The following is a 234-nucleotide window of genomic DNA, read 5'->3' as shown; positions in this document are numbered from 1 at the left end:
CGGTACTAGTTCACTATCGGTCTCTCAGGAGTATTTAGCCTTATCGGATGGTCCCGACTGTTTCATACAGGATTACTCGTGTCCCGCACTACTCAGGATACCACTATATCCACATTCTTTACTTATACCGGGCTATCACCGTCTATGGCTTGTCTTTCCAAACAATTCTAATTCATCATGCTTCTAATGTCGTGGTCCTACAACCCCAGTATTGCCGTAACAACACTGGTTTGG

General features: G+C 44.9%; 1 rRNA gene. It reads right to left on the bottom strand.

Annotation, left to right across the window (positions count from 1 at the left end):
* Positions 1-234: ribosomal RNA gene (locus F6U93_RS14375) — 23S ribosomal RNA — on the bottom strand; the annotation flags it as partial.

The organism is Pseudotamlana haliotis (assembly GCF_008806375.1).
In the GTDB taxonomy this organism is placed as follows: domain Bacteria; phylum Bacteroidota; class Bacteroidia; order Flavobacteriales; family Flavobacteriaceae; genus Pseudotamlana; species Pseudotamlana haliotis.
The sequence above is the reverse complement of the archived record's forward strand: the minus strand, read 5'-3'. Positions and strand labels throughout refer to the sequence as shown.